Source organism: Alteromonas sp. G4i13 (genome assembly GCF_054960505.1).
In genome coordinates this window covers 1-242 of the sequence record NZ_JBHNYX010000144.1, presented here as the reverse complement: position 1 = coordinate 242, position 242 = coordinate 1, and the positions used below count along the sequence as shown (strand labels likewise).

Genomic DNA, 242 nt, shown 5'->3' with positions numbered 1-242 from the left:
GTGACGTCAACATGTTGGAGATATACAAGATGAAAACTAAGCTGCCTCATATTGGTATTTTTTGGGTCTACAAGTCGACTGTACTTGCTAAAGCAATGCCTTTGAATAGTACAGAGCCTGATAGCCTTTCACTCTATGACAGTGACTTTAGCCATTTAGTAGAGTGGGAAGAGCATAGAATATACCTTCCGTGTTTTCCTGAGCTCATTGCTGTTGAATATCAAGAAGTCAGCAGGGGTAGA

General features: G+C 40.9%; 1 pseudogene. It reads left to right on the top strand.

Annotated features, from left to right (window positions below):
- Nucleotides 1-29: 29 nt before the first annotated feature.
- Nucleotides 30-242: pseudogene (locus ACFI6J_RS21675) on the top strand (hypothetical protein); the annotation flags it as partial.